The sequence below is a fragment of the Halomonas qaidamensis genome, assembly GCF_025917315.1.
In the GTDB taxonomy this organism is placed as follows: domain Bacteria; phylum Pseudomonadota; class Gammaproteobacteria; order Pseudomonadales; family Halomonadaceae; genus Vreelandella; species Vreelandella qaidamensis.
The window spans coordinates 858,397-872,137 of the sequence record NZ_CP080627.1; the positions used below are offsets into that span (position 1 = coordinate 858,397).

The window sequence follows — 13,741 nt, forward strand, 5'->3', positions numbered from 1 at the left end:
ATAAAGATGGATTGGTTATTACCAACCCTTACCACCAACAATAAATAATAACGAGGTTTCCCCCATGAACTCACCCAAAGATACAGGCCCAGCCCATGGGCTTGGTAAGTTCGGTGACCCGGTTGTACTCGGGCTTAGCGGTGGCTTTGTCATCCTGTTTGTCGTTCTGTCACTGATCAACATCGAAGGAGTCGCTGGCGCAATATCAAGCGGCTTTGCCTGGACCGCTGCCGTCTTAGGCTCTTATTTCCAGTTGCTGTTGTTACTGACTTTTTTTATCGCCATTGGGCTTGCCATTTCCCCGGCTGCCAGCGCCAAGATTGGTGGACTGAGCAAGCCAGAGTTGAGCACCTTCAAATGGCTCTCCATCATCATGTGTACCCTACTGGCCGGGGGTGGGGTTTTCTTTGCTGCCGGTGAGCCGGTGTATCACTTTGTGGTCACCCCACCCGCTTTTGACACCGAAGCAGGCACCGTGGAAGCCATTGCCAGTGCCTTGGCACAGTCGTTCATGCACTGGGGCTTTCTGGCCTGGGCCGTGCTCGGCTCGCTGACCGCCATTGTGCTGGCGTACTGGCACTATGATCGTGGCCTGCCACTGCAGCCACGCACGTTACTTTACCCGGTACTTGGCGAGCGGCTGATGCGCAGCTGGGTGGGTGGTGTGGTAGATGCCTGCTGTGTGATTGCCGTCGTGGCAGGTACCGTTGGCCCGATCGGCTTTTTGGCTACTCAAGTCAGTTTTGGCCTGCATGAGCTGTTTGGTATCAGTTCGGGCTATGCCACCCAGTTGATGATTTTGATTGTGCTGGGCGTTGTGTATGTCACCTCGGCAGCCACCGGGATTCATAAAGGCATTCAGCTGCTAAGCCGCTTCAATGTGTTTCTGGCGCTGGCAATTGCGGCAGTGATCTTTGTATTTGGGCCAACGCTGTTCTTTACCAATGCTTACCTGCAGGGCTTTGGCGTTTATATCAGCTCCTTCTTCGCCATGGCGACCATGACTTCGGAAACCGCCCCAGGCTGGTGGATGCAGTGGTGGACGGTGTTCTTTTTTGCCTGGTTTATCGGTTACGGTCCGCTGATGGCGATTTTCGTGGCGCGTATCTCTCGCGGTCGTACCATTCGGCAGATGATCCTGGCCGTTGCCGTAATGGCACCGATTGCCACCACCGTCTGGTTTACCCTGTTGGGCGGTGCCGGTATTCACTATCAGTTAACCGGCACAATTGACTTAGCTGAGGCGCTGAATAACTTCCAGTTTGATGTGGCGACCCTGACCGTGGCGCAAGCGCTGCCCGGGGGAGCGGTGATGGCGCTGACGATTCTACTGCTGACTACTATTTTCGTAGCCACCACCGGCGACTCGATGAGCTATGCGATTGCCGTGGTCTGTACTGGTCACGATGAACCGCACACAGCTGTGCGAATATTCTGGGGAATCACGATGTCGTTAATGGCTGCGATTCTGCTTTATATGGGCTCTGGTCAGATTGGTGTGCTGCAGCAATTTATCGTGATTACCGCTATTCCTGTTTCACTGGTGCTGTTGCCATCACTGTGGCTAGGGCCAAAAGCGGCCTACGCGATGGCACGCGAGCAGGGCCTGACGACGCGTAAGAAGGTGATTGTTCATGAGTAACAGAGATTGGGCGTTGGCTCCGCTGGCGCCCCTGAGCCTGCGCCCTGCCGATGAGGTAATGCGGTTGGAACGCCTGGGTAGCCTGCATGCCTGTCGACTGAGTTTTGTGCGCTCCCTGATGCGTCAAATGGGCCGTCAGCGTTGGCAAATAAGTCGGGTGCGTTTTGATCTGGATGATGACGGTTATGGCACGGCCGTTTATCGCCTCCAAACTCCCCATGGGCGCTACCATGGGGTGATGTTTGCCCAGGCGCTGGACGATTCGCGCCGCTCCGATCGGGTAATTGCAGACGCCTGGGACGTTACCTTCGGCTTAGTGGAAGGTGATGTGGACGATAGTCTGTTGGAACAGATGGCGGCCAATGTGCCTTTACAAGAAGCAGGCCGCCAGCACCCCAGGGTGCTAGTGCTTTCCCGTGCTAATAAAAGCCTGCGTAACTTCGCCCACTTTGTGGAAGCATTAAGCAGTGGTCAGCAGCCAGACCCGCAGTGGTTAACTCGGGTTGGCTACCTGTATCGCACCACGGCGGTTTACGGCAATGGTAAGTTTGGCCTCGCTGACTTCGCGCGTTTACATGGAAATCCTGACTTTAGACGCCCGTTTTCGGTGCAGATGGCGGGCGTTTATTTGTTGCGCCATTTCTCCATTGAGCAAGTGGAACATCTGGCCCGCTGTCAGGCGCCGAACACCGCTTGTGCCCTGGCCACCGAGCTACGCCGCTACTTGGGGATCGGTAACTCGACTGGCTTGGGAATGGCCCCTTTTTTGATCAACCATCCTCAGCTCATTGCTCAATGGGTTCACCAACGCGAAACCGCGCTGGCGTTGGCCCAACGTCAGGTCCCCAGCGAGGAAGACCGCCAGCGGCTAATTAGTCTAACTCGGCGTGCTTTACAACATCTGGCGGAAACGGTGACCGAAGACGCCGAGCAGACCCAGCGCAATGGCGAGACCGTGGCCGCCTTACCTGATGTGCTGAACTGGTTGGAAAGCGTCGCGCTGGAAGAGGATCTTTGGGCTCAATTAATAGCCTGGAGCGAGCGTACCCTGTCACTAGAAGCCCAAGAGCTAATCAATACCCTATTGATCGAGCTCTATCCTGATCAGGTCGACCTGCTAGAAGACCAGATGGGTGTTCATGAAAATCTCGACCTTGAGCCGGATATGCCGTTGATGCGTCTGCGCCAGCTAATTGAAACGCACTATGGTTGGGCGCTCTCTTACGACTATACAAGCCATGAGGGCGCCTATTGGTTCTGGTATCGGTCGGCGGAAAAAGAGGAGCCGCGCCTTGGCGTGCGCGACCAAGAGCCAGGTGCCGAAAAAGAGGTGCCCATTGCCATAGGGCCAAGGGTAGCTCATAGCCATGCCGCTATTTGTGAGTTTTTAGAGGATGCTCCGCGAGCTAAAGTGGTCGATTTTCTACTTGCCAAGCCGCGTCACAAGGAAATCATCCGCCGCGTACAGTCCCTTGTAAAAGATACTTACGGCGATATCCACGCCAATTTGTGGCATCAGGATATGAAACCCATGCACCTGCTGCGCGCAAAGCTGGCGTTTTTCGGTGCCAGCCGCTTTGACCCAAAATCTGACCGCTGGGTGCGCATCACCCTGTTTCAGGGCGCGCCGCTGGTGGAAGAACTCAACGCCGAGCCGCAGGATCTCAGCCATTTTGATGACTGGAGTTTTCCGCTGCAGCCAACGCTTGAAAACGGTGTCGTTGGCGCGGCCGGGCTATCGCCTCATGCCGAGTCAGCGGCGTCTCATGTCAATCAACCTGCGCATGGAGGAAGATAATGAAAGTCTCCTTCAACGAGCTACAGGGGCTGTGCCGAAAAGCCTTCACTGGCATTGGGTTTGAAGATGGCGATGCCGCCGATGCTGCTGACATGGTGGCTTGGATGCAGTGCCATGGTTTCAATGCGGTTGAACAACTCAATCGTGGCCTGGACTTCTTGCTTGAAGAAGACCCGGAATCTCTACCAAAGGTGATCTATCAGGATGGCGACCTGGCGGTACTCGACGGCCATGGCCAGAGCGTGCTGCGCAGTATTAGCTTAGCCACCGAGCTGGGCTTTGCTAAGGCCCGTGCGCGGGGGCTATCAGTGGTCAAGATCCGCCGCTGCCATAATCGCCAGCTGATTATGGGCTACCTTTCACGCCTGGCCGGGCGGGGTATCAACATTACTGCTTTCTGGCGCAATGCCCAGGAGCCGCTGACCGAGCAGGTCGTGGGCTTTCGCGCTGGCCACTCGACGCCTGAAGTACGCATCTATTCAGTGCGCGATGTACCAGAAGAAAACGAACCCAACGACGGCATCACCCTGGTAATGGCCAACCATGTTGAGTTACTTCCTTCCCTGGGCGCAGACCACGACCTTGATCTGCTGGCGCGTCATTCAGAATCCGACCTGATGGCCTGCCGCGAGCGGTCTCTACAGGAAGGTATCGACGTGGATGATGCGATATGGGCACGCCTGAAAACGCTGGCACATCGTATTCTGGTGGAGTCCTCCGAAGCTTCTCGAAGCGGTGCTGGCGCAGGTGTCAACGATAACGATTAATAGATCAATGAGAGTATTGTCATGATTCAACCGGTAAAAACCGATCTCTACGCGGCCAAAGCTCCACTTGAGTGGGCGGTGGTTGGCAATGGCATTTTATTCACCGCGCAAATTCCCATTGGTACCGATGGGGTTGTGGTAGAAGGCGGTATCGAAGCACAAACGCGCCAGACGCTGGATAACCTGCAACATACGCTGGAAAGCGCCGGTGCAAGCATGCAGCAACTGACACAGGTGCTGATCTACGTAACGCAGCGGGAAGATCTGGCCACCGTTAATCGCGTATATGCGGACTATGTCACCGCGCCTTACCCCAATCGGGCCGCTATTATTGTGTCTGGTTTTGCGCGAGAAGAGATGTTGGTCGAGATGGTGGCCTATGCTGCTGTCTCAGCGGTTTAATAGTTACCATAGACACAAGCGTTATTCGAAGCGTCCCGCGGGGTGATGCCAGTCAGCCTTAACTGGCTGGCATTAGGCCCACGGGCCGCTTTTATTGGCGCGCGATTAAGTGTGCTTCTTTACTAGCTGCCCGCAGGAAGGCGCTGCCCAGCGATTATCTTCGGTGAAGACCACATCGCAAACAACAGGCGAGTAAACGCGGCGTACTTCCTCATCAATTTGCTGGCGTAGTGTGTCTTGATGGGCCAGCGTAGCGTCATGAAATGCTTTGGGTAGCACCACGTGGACGATGATGTATAGCAGGCGACCAGGGCGTACCATACGCACCCGCACTTCCTGAGTGTCGATATCCGCAAGACCGCGAGCAACCGCTTGACGCACTGGCTCGGCGACTGCTTCGTCCGGTGTTTTATTCAGCAGCTCACGCAGGGCTTGAGAGGCCATGCGTACCGGTACGCCAAGACATAGCAACACAACGGCCATCACCAGTACGGAGTCGACATAAGGCACGATTCCCCGCCAGTCTAAGCGCTCAAACAGCATCACCAAGCAGAACGCCGCTAACACGGCAGCCGAGATAATGCTGTTCACCAGCCAGTTAAGCTTGTCAGCAGCCACCAGCGGGCTACTTACATGGCGCTGACTGCGGTGCATCATCCAAGCAGTGAGCGAGCAAGCGGCGGTGGCAAACAGCGCATAGATAACGGCAAGCCCCGCTGAGATCTCCCGCCCACCGGTCAGTAACGCAGCCACGGCATCTACCAGCGCAAAGATGGAAACGCCTAATATTAACAAGCCTTTGCATAGGTTAACCAACGACTCGAAATAGCTGTAGCCAAACGGGTAAGAGGCGCTATCGGGTCGGCTGGCTAACTTGCTGACCTTAATAGTGACCAGCGCGACGCTAAAGTAGATAAGGTTAAATAACCCATCCAGCAAAATAGCCTGGGAGTTAGACGCCAACGTTGCCGTGATTCCTGCACAACCAATCAGCAGTGCCATGAAGGCGGAAAATGCTAAGGTGCTAGATTCTGTTTTCACGAACGGTTGCTCCGAGATTGCCTAGCCAAAAGGCTAGTAAGGATAGCAATATCATTGGTCGCAATGTCAGTGATTTGTGTAAAGCGAACATCGCCGCCTGATGTAGGCGGCGATGTTATTAACAGCTTGCCCCGGAGTAGGTTGGCTAGGCAGGAAACCTGCACCAGGGCAGGAGTATCTACGTGGTAAGCGAAAATAGCGTTGGCATTTTTTCCGCTTCTTTTTGAATGTTGTCGTCGACCGGTGTGTCGTAAGTCTTGAGCAGATAGCCCAATACCGAATAAAACCCCACCATAGCAATTAGGTCGATAACGGCCTTGCGTCCGATAGCATCTGCGAGTTCTGCTTCTTGCTCAGGGGACAGCATTCGCTGGTCAAACAATGCATCCACAGCGTCGACGATAAGACCATCAACGCCTTCGGGGCGAGTTCTAATGGCTTCGATTCGTGCAGTGGAGAATCCCAGAGCAAGTGCCCGGCTAACATGGTGAGCCCATTCGTAGCGTGACTCCATGCGCAGGCCAGCGCGAAGAATCACCACCTCGGTTAATTCTGGCCCTAAGGCATTTTCCTTAACAACATGCTGGCGTAAAGGTGCCCAGGCGTTGAGTAAATCTGGGTGATGGGCCATGGTGCGATAGACATTGAGCGCACCGGCAAAGTCTTCGCGTAATTCAGCGATGTCGTTTGGCCAATCGGCATCAGCAATAGGCGGGCAGGGGGAGGTCGTCATGGGTGAGCTCCAGTCAGATAGGATACGTGTCATCACTCAGCGATGGCGGCGTTGATGGCGTCGGCAATGCGCTCAATGATTAGGTCGACATCATCGGTTTCAATAATATAGGGCGGTGCCAGCAGGATATGATCACCGTGAATACCATCAATCGTGCCGCCCATGGGATAGCTGATCAGCCCACGAGCCATGGCGTGACGCTTAATTTTGGCGTGAATTTTTCGGCTCGGATCAAAAGGCGCTTTCGTGTCACGATCCGCCACCAGCTCGATACCGCGAAACAGCCCTCTTCCCCGGATATCGCCAACATAAGGGGATGCACCGAGAACTGCTTCCAAACCGTTTTGTAATCTCGCGCCCATGGCGTTTACATTGGCAAGTGTCTCGGGGCGCGCAATGATTTCAACCACTTTGTTAGCAGTTGCCGCGGCAACAGGGTGGCCGATGTAAGTATGCCCGTGCTGGAACAGGCCAGAACCGTTGGCGAAGCTGTCGTAAATTTTGCCGGACAGCATCACCGCGCCGATCGGCTGATAACCCCCGCCCAAGCCTTTGGCTATTGTGACGATATCCGGTATGACGTTGTCTTGCTCGCAGGCGAAGACCGTGCCGGTGCGCCCCATGCCGCACATCACTTCGTCGAGGATCAGTAGTACGCCATATTTGTCGCAAATCGCACGCACACGTTTAAAGTAATCCGCGACAGAGGCGACAGCGCCGAGGGTGGCGCCTACGACGGGTTCGGCAACGAACGCCATGACTTCTTCAGGGCCGAGTTCCAGAATTTTCGCTTCGAGCTCGTCTGCCAGCCGAATAGCGTAAGCCTCAGGCGACTCATCGGCGCCTTTCTCACGATAGGCATAGCAGGGGGAGACATGATGAGTTTCTGGCAGGATGGGCTGAAACTGCTTACGCCGCATCGCATTGCCACCGGTTGCCAATGCACCAATGGTGTTGCCGTGGTAACTCTGCCGCCTGGCAATAATATGCCTGCGCTGGGGGGCGCCAATTTCCACAAAGTACTGCCGTGCCATCTTCAGCGCCGCTTCAACGGCCTCTGATCCACCTGACACAAGGTAGACGTAATTCAACCCTTCAGGTGCCAAATTGACGAGCTTCTCGGCCAGCGCCTCGGCAGCGTCGGTGGTGAAAAACGAGGTGTGTGCGTAGCAAAGGTTATCAATTTGAGCGCGCATCGCCGCCAGCACTTCTGGATGAGCGTGCCCCACACTGGTGACCGCAGCGCCTCCTGAGGCATCTAAGTATCGGCGCCCAGCAGTGTCTGTAATGTAGACACCTTGCGCCGACGCGGCATGAGGGAGGGTTGGGCCGATACTGCGATGAAGAATACGAGTCATGGAGACGGTTCCTTATGGTCACTAAGCGATGTGAGCACGCCATAAGGAGAAGATTGGCACAACTTGGTTAAGATTTGCAACAATTGAATCATTTTGTTTTTTATAAAACATGTAGATCATTGTTTTTTTAAGACAGTAACGTTTAAATCGGCGGCTGTTTTAATAAGCCCGTATAAGAGGCAATACTCATGCCGCAGCGCGACCCTTTAAGGGAACAGATTATCGCCCAGTACGATGCCATGTCGCCGCAGCTCCAGCAGGCAGCTCGCTACGTATTGGAACACCCAGATGAGGTGGCATTGGTTTCTATGCGCGAATTGGCGCGCCATGCGGCCGTGCAGCCTGCCACCATGACACGGCTGGCTAAGTTTCTGGGAAAGCAAGGATACGATGATATTCGCGAGCACTATGTGGCAGCGCTACGGCGGGGTAATGATGGCTTTGCCGCTAAGGTCCGCCAGCGAACCGAGGGTGCGACAGCCGCGGCCAACGACACTATTGCCGCGCATATGTTACATGGGCTGAGTGCTCAGATTTCTCAGCTCTGTGAACCGGACTCGCTGCAACGGTTAGAAGCCATTGCTAATACGCTGAAATCAGCGAGAAAAGTGTATGTGCTAGGTTTGCGTTCATGCCATTCCGTGGCGTGGCACTTCCACTACGTGATGTCACTGTTAGGCGATCGTTCGGTTCATCTAGAGGGGCCGGCGGGCACCGGCGGCGACAGACTAATTCGCGCCACGCCCGACGATGTCATACTGGTGGTCTCTGTTAAACCCTATGCAGTCGCGACACTGGAACTGACGCAGTTGGCAAAAGACAAGGGGCTTACGATTCTATCGATTACCGATAGTGAAGTATCGCCCTTGGTTGGGTTGTCAGATCAGACCATTTTTTGCCCTACGGAAAGCGACAGCTTTTTCCATACGTTAACGCCCGCTTTAGCTATCTCAGAAGTGCTGTGCACCTTATTAGCAGAAGATGACCGACCACAGGCACTCGATGCGTTGCAGCGGGCGGATGAACATTTCTTGAGCCTGAATACCTATGCGAGCGCTATTCCTCGACGGGAGTGACGTCATCGCAAAGCCGCTGTCAGTTATCCCTGTACCCATACCTCTTCGCCTTTGAACGCGACTTTCCAGGTGCGTAGTTTGACGTTCTCATCCTCTAAGCACTGGCCATCTTCAAGGCGAAAGCGCTGCTTGTAGAGTGGCGAGGCAACCACCGGGCTGCCTTTTACATCACCGATAATGCCGCGGGCAATGACATTAGCGTTAGAAAACGGGTCAAAGTGGTCGAGGGCGTAGAGTTCTCTCTCCTCTTCTTGGGAACGTTGTCCCGGTAAGTAAAAAATGGCTACTTGGGCGGGGCCTTCTGGGGTGTCCAACCAAGCAGCAACGCCGGAAAATGCCACTAGGTCAGCTTTCGTACACAGTGGTTGCCAGGTGTCGGTGCTCACGGTGTGTTTGAGTGCGGTCGCAGTCATCAGTTACCTCATTCGTGTTGTCTGGTTTGCGATTATGTCGTGTTTAAGCAGGACGTAGCTGACCGCGTTCGGAGGTCATAATGATGGACGGGTCGGGGCGCGCATCGTTGACGAAGCTACGGAAGCGCTTGAGTTTCTCTGGGTCGCTGATGGCGTTGGCCCATTCGCACTGGTAGCTATCAACGACGTGCTGCATTTGCCGCTCAAGCTCGCTGTTAATGCCTAAGCTGTCTTCCAGAATGACCTCTTTAAGGTACTCAAGCCCACCGTCGAGATTTTCCCGCCACACGGAGGTGCGCTGTAGGCGGTCGGCGGTGCGTACATAAAACATCAAGAAGCGGTCAATGGTGCGGTAGAGCTGCTCGTCATCAAGATCTGTTGCGAACAGTTCAGCGTGGCGTGGGCGCATGCCGCCGTTGCCGCAGACGTATAAATTCCAGCCGTTTTCGGTGGCGATAATACCGATATCCTTACTTTGAGCCTCGGCGCACTCCCGGGTACAGCCTGACACACCAAACTTAATCTTGTGGGGCGCGCGCAGGCCCTTGTAGCGGTTTTCAAGTTTAATCGCCATGCCCACGCTGTCCTGCACGCCGTAGCGACACCACGTGCTGCCAACACAGGACTTCACCGTGCGCAGCGACTTGCCATAGGCGTGGCCGGTTTCAAAACCGGCCTCAATGAGCTCGCCCCAGATAGCGGGGAGGTCTTCTAAGCGTGCGCCGAACAGATCGATGCGCTGGCCGCCGGTGACTTTGGTGTAAAGCTGGTACTTCTGGGCCACTTGCCCCAGCACGACTAACTTATCGGGGGTGATTTCACCGCCTGCAATGCGCGGCACCACCGAGTAGGTGCCGTTTTTCTGCATATTGGCCATAAAAGTGTCATTGGTATCTTGCAGCGGCACGTGAGCAGCATCGGTGATTGGTTCGTTAAAGCAGGACGCCAGAATAGAGGCGACGGCAGGCTTGCAAATAGCGCAGCCAAGGCAGTGAGACTCGGGGTTGCCATGCTTTTTAATTAACGCACTGAAGGTTTTGATGCCTTCAACGCGCACAATGTCGTAAAGCGCTTGGCGGGTATAGGCGAAGTGCTCGCAGAGTGATTTATCGACTTCAACACCGCGCGCTTCCAGCTCATGGTCAACCACGCTTTTGAGCAGTGCGGTGCAGCCACCACAGCCCGTGCTGGCTTTGGTCGCCCCTTTGACGTTGCCAAGGTCAGCGGCCCCGCCATCAATGGCGGTGCAAATATCGCCTTTAGTAACGTTATGGCATGAACAAATCATTGCGGTTTCAGGCAGCGCGTCTGGGCCTAGTGCTGGGGCGGCTCCACTTTGCTGGGGAAGAATCAACGAAGCGGGCTCTTTGGGCAGCTCAATGCCGTTGGCGTAGTACTGTAAGAGGGTGTCGTACGCGCTGTTATCGCCTACCAACATTGCGCCCAGCAGCTTTCTACCATCGCTGGTTACCACCATCTTGCGATACACCTGGGTGAGTGGGTCGAGATAGCGAAACATGCGCGCACCGGGGTTTTGAGTACCATGGGCATCGCCGATAGAACCCACATCCACACCCAGTAACTTCAGCTTGGTGCTCATATCGGCACCGCTAAAGTGTGTGTTGCCGCCCGTCAGGGTGGACAGCGCTGCCTTGGCCATTTGGTAGCCTGGGGCGACTAAACCAAAAATACTCTCATTCCATAGCGCGACTTCGCCAATGGCGAGAATGGCAGGATCGCTGGTGTAGCATTGGTCATCAATAACCACGCCGCCGCGCTCGCCAATGCTCAAACCGCATTCGCGCGCCAAGGTGTCTTGTGGACGAATGCCTGCTGAAAACACTATCAGGTCGGTTTCCAGTACCTTGTCATCCTGGAATACCATGCGCAGGCGGCTGGTTTCGCCAGGTTCGATACGCTGGGTAGCGCGCTCGGTAAGCACTTGGACGCCCAGCGCTTCAATTTTTTCCTTGAGTAGTTCACCACCTTCGTTATCTACCTGCATGGGCATCAGGCGTGGGGCAAACTCAACCACAGCGGTATCCAGATTAAGATCGCGTAGCGCATTGGCGGCTTCCAACCCAAGTAACCCACCACCGACGACCACCCCATTTGTTGCGTTTTCTGCTGCTGCTTGAATGGCGTCCAGATCATCCAGCGTGCGATACACCAAACAACCTTCACTGTCGTTGCCGGGAATGGGCGGCACAAACGGGAAGGAGCCGGTGGCCAGAACCAGCTGGTCATACGGGTAGCTGCCCTGGGCAGTGATTACGGTTTGCTGTTCACGATCAATGCGAGTGACCGCCTCACCGCTGCGCAAACTAATGCCATGGGTGGTGTAGTAATCTGCCTCGCATAGCGCAAGCGACTCTGCGTCGCGTCCGCTAAAGTACTCTGAAAGATGCACGCGGTCGTAGGCACGTTGGCGCTCTTCGCCAAACACGGTTACTTGAAAACGTCCCAGTGCCTCGCTCTCAACCAGCTGTTCGACCAAGTGGTGGCCGACCATGCCGTTACCAATAATGATCAGTTTTGTTAGGGTTGCCATGGTTATGCCGCCTCTGACGTCGGTGGGTGAGATGAAGAAGACGATGATGAAGAAGCAGGGCTGGGCGCGTTATCAGCGTGCTGTGTTTGCAATGCCTCGACATCGGCTGGGCCAAACAGTAGTGCTTGGCGGCAAGCCGTCAGGTCAATGCTTGCCAAGGCCTGCTCGAAATACCAAGGGCCGTGGCGGGTGTCGCTATACAGCACTGCCCCTTCAAGCTGGCCATCGCGGAGCAGCAGGCGGCGGTAGTCGCCGTTTTCTGGATCGCGATAGCACAACACATCATGTTCGGGGGCTGCTTCGGTAGGGCCAAACGCGAACAGTGCTACGCCGCTAACTTTCAACTTGGTAGCGGTAGGAGCCTCTTGATAGCCATCGGGTGTTTCGCCGCACAGCACGGCTGCCAATACGTCAACCTGGCGCCAAATCGGCTCCACTAGCCCATAGGTGTGCTGCTCAAATTGGCAGCACTCGCCTAGGGCAGAAATATGTGGGTCAGACGTGGAAAGGTGCGCGTCAACCACAATGGCTCGTTCGCAGCTAAGTCCCGCCTGTTGCCCCAGCGCTACATTGGGCGTAATGCCCGCCGCGACAATCACACTATCGGCGGGTAAGTGGCGGCCATCGCTAAGCATGACCGCCTTGACGCGTCCGTGGCCGTTATCTTCCAGTGCAGCAAGCGAGGCGTTTGTTTCGATGTGGAGACCACGCTTACTCAGGGTGTTCTCCAGCAGTTGGGCGGCGGTTTCATCCAGCTGGCGATTCATTAAACGCGTGCTGCGTTGAAGTACGCTAACCGTGAGTGTTTGGCCTCCGCGCTTGCGCAGACCTTCGGCGGCTTCCAGGCCAAGCAGGCCACCGCCGATAATGACCGCCTTACCACCACGCTGTGCGATAGCGGCTAGGGTGGTGGCGTCTTGCACGTCGCGAAAGCCATGAACGCCCGCAAGCGCAATGCCGGGAATCTTTGGCATCGTTGGTCGTGAACCCGTCGCAATCACTAAGCGGTCGTAATGCAAGCGGCGGTTGCTATCCGTAGTAAGGCTGCGGTTGTTGCGATCAATAGTGGCGACTTTTTCGCCGAGCAGCAGGGTAATGCCCTGTTCGTCGTACCATGCCTGGTCACGAAAAGTAAGCGCATCGGTGGCGAGCTCGCCTGCTAATAAAGGAGAAAGCAAAATGCGGTTATAGGCAGGCACGGGCTCTTCACCAATAACGGTGATCTGTGCTGGCCGTTGTGGGTGGCAGACCAGCGCTTCAATTAGGCGATGGCTGGCCATGCCATTACCAATGATAACGAGGTGATCGATAGGTGAGCACCGGGAAGTGATTTCCATAGGTGGCTCCTTCAATTCAACATGTGTGTCAGGCAACAAAAAAACGCCCCTGACACAGCCTTTCATTAAGAAAGGTGCATCAGGGGCGTCGTTGCCCGTTAGCGTCGTTAAGTCACGTCATTGAGTACGCTGTGCAGCCGCCGTTGGCTGCCAAGTTGTCTCTTATGCTCAGTAAGCAGCAAAAAATTAGCCAGCTCCTTCCTTGGTATGAATTAATCCTTTTTAATCAGTTGCTTGATTTTTGAGGTACCCACAAGCCTGCACCTGAGTAACTGAGTAAGCGCACACTATTAGTGCGTTTGGCGAGCACTGCGCACGGTCATAGGTCGCTCATCCCAATAAAAGGCACTGTAAGGGCTGCCAAAAGGCTGCGTGAGTTATTTTAAACTTCTGTTTTTTAAGATTATTTAATTTTTTTAAGCGGTTTGGGCTTATTGTTTGCAAAAATATTGGTAACAAGTAATAACGGCTCATTGCAGTGTATTAGCCAAATAAAACACAACGACTAAGCGCAACGAACAACACTAACTGCAGCAAACCACTGATGAGTATGGCACCCAGGGTGGTGCCCCTGAGACAACGGCGTCCAGGCAGGCTTCTTTTGAGAGGCTCGCTTGGGCGCT

11 protein-coding genes are annotated in these 13,741 nt (G+C 54.9%); 5 read left to right on the plus strand and 6 right to left on the minus strand.

The window, feature by feature from the left end; translation table 11 throughout:
- Nucleotides 1-64: 64 nt before the first annotated feature.
- From K1Y77_RS04040 to K1Y77_RS04055, 4 genes are read left to right on the plus strand one after another with little or no spacing between them, the layout of a single operon-like run.
- Nucleotides 65-1,642, plus strand: coding sequence for a BCCT family transporter (locus tag K1Y77_RS04040; RefSeq protein WP_264018703.1), 1,578 nt, complete (start codon nucleotides 65-67; stop codon nucleotides 1,640-1,642).
- Nucleotides 1,635-3,440, plus strand: coding sequence for a hypothetical protein (locus tag K1Y77_RS04045; protein ID WP_264430464.1), 1,806 nt, complete (start codon nucleotides 1,635-1,637; stop codon nucleotides 3,438-3,440). The genes K1Y77_RS04040 and K1Y77_RS04045 overlap by 8 nt, the downstream gene beginning before the upstream one ends.
- The gene (locus K1Y77_RS04050; RefSeq protein ID WP_264018700.1) at nucleotides 3,440-4,207 is read left to right on the plus strand and encodes a DUF3726 domain-containing protein; all 768 of its coding nucleotides are present in this window, start codon (nucleotides 3,440-3,442) and stop codon (nucleotides 4,205-4,207) included. The genes K1Y77_RS04045 and K1Y77_RS04050 overlap by 1 nt, the downstream gene beginning before the upstream one ends.
- Nucleotides 4,208-4,228: 21 nt before the next feature.
- Complete coding sequence (locus tag K1Y77_RS04055; protein WP_264018699.1) at nucleotides 4,229-4,609, plus strand: RidA family protein; 381 nt, start codon at nucleotides 4,229-4,231, stop codon at nucleotides 4,607-4,609.
- Nucleotides 4,610-4,714: 105 nt separating this feature from the next.
- On the opposite strand, the gene K1Y77_RS04060 is transcribed toward K1Y77_RS04055, so the two are convergent.
- From K1Y77_RS04060 to K1Y77_RS04070, 3 genes are all read right to left on the minus strand, one after another.
- Nucleotides 4,715-5,650 (minus strand): cation diffusion facilitator family transporter, encoded by a 936-nt coding sequence (locus K1Y77_RS04060; RefSeq protein WP_264430466.1) that lies wholly within the window; start codon nucleotides 5,648-5,650, stop codon nucleotides 4,715-4,717.
- A 178-nt stretch (nucleotides 5,651-5,828) separates the two neighbouring features.
- Nucleotides 5,829-6,383 carry a carboxymuconolactone decarboxylase family protein gene (locus K1Y77_RS04065; RefSeq protein WP_264430469.1) on the minus strand — a complete coding sequence of 185 codons (555 nt, stop codon included), beginning with the start codon at nucleotides 6,381-6,383 and terminating at the stop codon, nucleotides 5,829-5,831.
- A gap of 32 nt (nucleotides 6,384-6,415) precedes the next feature.
- Nucleotides 6,416-7,741: an aspartate aminotransferase family protein gene (locus tag K1Y77_RS04070; protein ID WP_264430471.1), complete on the minus strand. Its 1,326-nt coding sequence runs from the start codon at nucleotides 7,739-7,741 to the stop codon at nucleotides 6,416-6,418.
- Between the two features lie 188 nt (nucleotides 7,742-7,929).
- Here K1Y77_RS04070 and K1Y77_RS04075 point away from each other — a divergent pair, with 188 nt between their 5' ends.
- Nucleotides 7,930-8,817: a MurR/RpiR family transcriptional regulator gene (locus K1Y77_RS04075; protein WP_264430472.1), complete on the plus strand. Its 888-nt coding sequence runs from the start codon at nucleotides 7,930-7,932 to the stop codon at nucleotides 8,815-8,817.
- A gap of 23 nt (nucleotides 8,818-8,840) precedes the next feature.
- Here the strand turns inward: K1Y77_RS04075 and nirD are convergent, their stop codons facing one another.
- From nirD to K1Y77_RS04090, 3 genes are read right to left on the minus strand one after another with little or no spacing between them, the layout of a single operon-like run.
- Complete coding sequence (gene nirD / locus K1Y77_RS04080) at nucleotides 8,841-9,230, minus strand: nitrite reductase small subunit NirD (protein WP_264430474.1); 390 nt, start codon at nucleotides 9,228-9,230, stop codon at nucleotides 8,841-8,843.
- 43 nt (nucleotides 9,231-9,273) lie between these two features.
- Complete coding sequence (nirB, locus tag K1Y77_RS04085; protein WP_264430476.1) at nucleotides 9,274-11,781, minus strand: nitrite reductase large subunit NirB; 2,508 nt, start codon at nucleotides 11,779-11,781, stop codon at nucleotides 9,274-9,276.
- 2 nt (nucleotides 11,782-11,783) lie between these two features.
- Nucleotides 11,784-13,118, minus strand: coding sequence for an NAD(P)/FAD-dependent oxidoreductase (locus K1Y77_RS04090; protein WP_264430477.1), 1,335 nt, complete (start codon nucleotides 13,116-13,118; stop codon nucleotides 11,784-11,786).
- Nucleotides 13,119-13,741: the final 623 nt, after the last annotated feature.